Genomic DNA, 4073 nt, shown 5'->3' on the forward strand with positions numbered 1-4073 from the left:
TACGTGTTTATAGATTTCTTCTAACACTTCTTCTTTTTTCGCATTGTATTCTACTTTTTTATTTTCAAAGTAGTTATTGCCTTCTGCATCGATGGATACGATGAGTGGACCGAATTCTTTTACACGGCAAGTCCACAAGGTTTCAGGCATGCCGAGTTCACGCCAGTTAGCAGACTCGATTTCTTCTACTTCTGTAGCAGCAAGTACGGCATTACCTGCTGGGAATACGCAGTGAAGAGCACCAAAATCTTTACATGCACGAGTTGTTTCAGGGCCCATTCCACCTTTACCAACGATGAGGCGTACACCTGTTTGTTTTACAAATTCATATTCGAATTTTTCCATCCGCATAGATGTAGTAGGACCTACGGAAATCATTTCGAATTTATCATCCCCATGATCACGCACGATTGGACCAGCATGCAAGATGGCACCGTTACGAACATCTACTGGTAATTCACGACCATATTCAACAAGACGACGATGAGCTACATCACGGCATGTTGTGATGTGACCATTTAAGTAAATAATATCCCCTGCTTTAATGCCTTCAAGATCAGATGCTTGGATTGGTGTTGTCAAAATATGTTTAGCCATTAGAATGTCACTCCTTTGTGAGATAGAATTTCGTACTTACCGTCTTTATCAAATACCATATGTCCGCGACGATGGTTCCAGCAGCCAACGTTAACAGCTACAGAAATTACAGATGGATGACGAGAGCCATGTTCGATGTTTACACCCATAAGGGATTTATCACCGCCCATACCTTGAGGTCCAAGATGTAATGCATTAATACCATCTTCTAGTAATTGTTCCATATATGCTGCTTTTTCATTTTCAGCCTTAGAGGATACAGGACGCATCAAAGCCTTTTTGGACATAACCGCTGCTGTATCGATAGATGTAGCAATACCTACACCAACCAATAATGGAGGACATGCATTCAAACCATAACTTGTCATCAAGTCCAATACGAATTTAGCTACCCCTTCATAACCTTCGCCTGGCATCAATGTTTTACCAGATCCTGGCAAGGAGCAACCGCCACCGGCCATATATGGGAAAATTTCTACATCATCACGATCAGGTACGATATCCCACATGATATATGGTGCTGTACGGCCAATATTTTTACCTGTATTAAATTCATCGAATGTTTCAACACAGTTATGACGAAGTGGTGCATCTTGTGTAGCTTGGTATGTAGCATTACGCAAAATTTCTTCCAATTCACCGATTAATGGATAGTTAGAACCTACTTTCACCCAGAATTGCAATACCCCTGTATCTTGGCAAGAAGGACGATTCAATTCATACGCAAGGTCCATATTTTTATGCATCGTTTCATAAATTGTTTTAGCTAATGGATTCTTTTCATCGGCTGCCAATTCTTTAATTTTAGCTTCCACATCATCAGGTAATTTCTTTGCCATATAAGCAATGAACTTGGCAATGACATTCGTCATCTCTTGTACTTGTTGTTCTTTCGTACTCATCGTAAACCTCCAACAGGACTTCATTATTTAAAACTTAGCATTTATTTTGTATCGGAACCTTAGCTCCTTTCGATGATTTCATTGTACTCTTTTTTCAGGATATAACTATCCAATTTACAAGTTCATTTTCATTGGTAAAAGTCTATTAAACTCATACAAAATCCCCCTAATCATCCTTTTTTGTACTATCATAAATATACAATTTCGCCTATATGAACGTACAAAAAAGAGCACTGCTATCGAAAAGCAGTGCTCTTTTACCATATAAATTAGTAGAATTTCGGCATATACAAAATCACCTATACCTAATGATTGTATATTATAATTCCTCCACAACAGATTTAAGTTGTTTCTTTACCGTTTGTAACTTTTGATTGGCTTTATCTAACTCAACCTTATATTGCAAATCATCGCGATAAGGAACGAAAGATTCTAGTATTCTTATAATATCTTGTTCTTGAGTAGAAATCATTTCCTTCCAGTCATGCAGCTTAGTCTTACGCCCCAGCTCTTTCGCTTGCTTACGGTATTCTGAAGGTGTCGTATGAAAATGCTTTTTAAAGGACACATTAAAGGCTTTAATATCTGCAAATCCACAATCACTAGCAATATGAGCCACACTATCTGTAGAGTTAGCCAAACGAACAGTGGCCTCACGCAATCTCAAGCGCAACACATATTCTAGAAAAGAAACACCTAATTGGCGTTTAAAAAACTGAGATGTATAGTTCACATTATAACCACCGATTTGGGCAATATCTTCTAATTCAATCTTTTGCTGATAATTTTTATCTATATAGGCAATCATCTTATCGAAGGTAGCCACCGTCATATCAACAGGCTTACCATGCATCAACTTAACTGCATCAATCTCACTATATAGATTACTAGCTAATGACAAATAATGATGCTCTAACCACAACCGATTATCTGGGCTTTCACCATCAGCCATCAATAACATCATCATAGCTGCATGATGGCGTAAAGATGTAAAAAATCGATTGTGGCGATTTGTTTTATCTGAACGTACTACAAATTGATACATCCCAAAGTTCGGATCAAACTGTTGAAAGAAATCCTTACCTACATGAATAACCAATGCCGTCGTATCCTGCTCTAATGCCAACGTCGCATGCCCCACTTGAGGGGAAATAATGATAGAGTCGAGAGGCTCCATTGTAAAAACCTCACTATTACAACTCATCTCAATACGCCCTTTTAAGAGAATAAGAATCTCAGTTTCTCCATGCCAGTTATAATGATAAGTACTTACCTTATATATATGGCTACTAAAATCGATATGATTATGTTTATAGGTATAGTAAAAGTAATCCATAACTACAAAATTCTCCCTAATAAATCAAACACTAATTATAGTTTTTGATTTTTAAAACCCAATTTTCTCTAATAGAGATAGTACAAACATAGAAATACCTCCACCGATTCCACCGGCTACTACTATTGTCAAATATGGAATATCAAGAACTATTTTAAACGTTTTTAAAAACAGCACTATCTGTAAAAGTCCACAGGTTAAGGTTGTCCCCAAAATTACTGCGCCTGCAAAAACCATATTAACAATATTTGTCAGTACCAAAATAGACATAAGGGAAAAAATAAATAACTCTATACTCTTAACTAAAAATATTTCAGAATAAGCATATAAATACACCATAAAAACTCGTTTTAATGTTAATGCTGCGTCGGCCCCTCTTGCTATCAATAAAAAGATAGGCACGAACACAACAGACATAATGACAAAAGTTACAAATGAACCTACTATATGCATTGCAAGAGTAGGATTAATTAAAAGTTCAACTAATGTTGTTGTAGATTCAGGTTTTAATAAATTAACGCTTATACTCCCTAAGCTCATAATTAATAGCATTAATACTATATAAAATATAAGTGCTTTTATAGCTTCCTTTATCGTCCCTCTTGCTTGAAAGTATGGTAACCATAAGTTAGGTCGTATTACTGCATTAAAAATTTGTCTATATACACTTACGAAATCAGTACTATTAATCACAAATACATCTCTCCATTATTTATATCAAAAATGCATCCCCTATTAATATAAGGGATGCATTTATTATGATATATATGGTTAACGACGGTCAACAGCATCATTAAAATTATCTATTTATTATAGTCTACGATGCGAGTGTTCAATGTTGATCTCTTATATGCGAAATTACATAAGAGCTGTAATAGCTGCTGCTAAACCGAAGAAGATACCTGGTGCATTGGCCAATGCAACTGGAATATCTCTATGTTCTTTAAATAAACCATAGGCCACCCATAATGTACAGTTAATAGCTGCTACAAGTGGTTGAATCCAATCGCCTGTGCCTGGATGAGCTAGGTTATTCATAATTTGTGGGAAATAAGATACATACATTGCTACGGCTGTAACTGTTGCAACTTTACCTACGTTTTCCATGAATTTAATACGAGTCATTATATCCTCCAAAATTAGTAAATCAATACGTGTTTGTTATCTGATGAATCATATTCTACTCGTTTCGGACGATATAACTATCCATATTAAAAGGTAGTTTTCTAGGTAAAATC

General features: G+C 36.0%; 5 protein-coding genes. All 5 read right to left on the reverse strand.

All coding sequences use genetic code 11. From position 1 onward, the window contains the following. Positions 1-597, reverse strand: a 597-nt coding sequence (ttdB, locus tag RYP29_RS08385) for a L(+)-tartrate dehydratase subunit beta (protein ID WP_311533074.1), incomplete at its 3' end; no start/stop codon positions are given. Continuing rightward, on the reverse strand, positions 597-1499 hold the full coding sequence (ttdA, locus tag RYP29_RS08390; protein WP_024062027.1) for a L(+)-tartrate dehydratase subunit alpha: 903 nt from the start codon (positions 1497-1499) through the stop codon (positions 597-599). The genes ttdA and ttdB, both read right to left, overlap by 1 nt. A gap of 319 nt (positions 1500-1818) precedes the next feature. Further along, a complete protein-coding gene (locus tag RYP29_RS08395; RefSeq protein WP_311533078.1) occupies positions 1819-2835 on the reverse strand; it encodes an AraC family transcriptional regulator in 1017 nt (338 codons plus the stop codon). A 51-nt stretch (positions 2836-2886) separates the two neighbouring features. Then, positions 2887-3528, reverse strand: coding sequence for a hypothetical protein (locus RYP29_RS08400; RefSeq protein ID WP_311533080.1), 642 nt, complete (start codon positions 3526-3528; stop codon positions 2887-2889). A 165-nt stretch (positions 3529-3693) separates the two neighbouring features. Then, positions 3694-3960 carry a membrane protein gene (locus tag RYP29_RS08405; RefSeq protein WP_005377360.1) on the reverse strand — a complete coding sequence of 89 codons (267 nt, stop codon included), beginning with the start codon at positions 3958-3960 and terminating at the stop codon, positions 3694-3696. Between the last annotated feature and the right edge of the window lie 113 nt (positions 3961-4073).

This window comes from uncultured Veillonella sp. (genome assembly GCF_963534045.1).
Classification (GTDB): Bacteria; Bacillota; Negativicutes; order Veillonellales; family Veillonellaceae; genus Veillonella.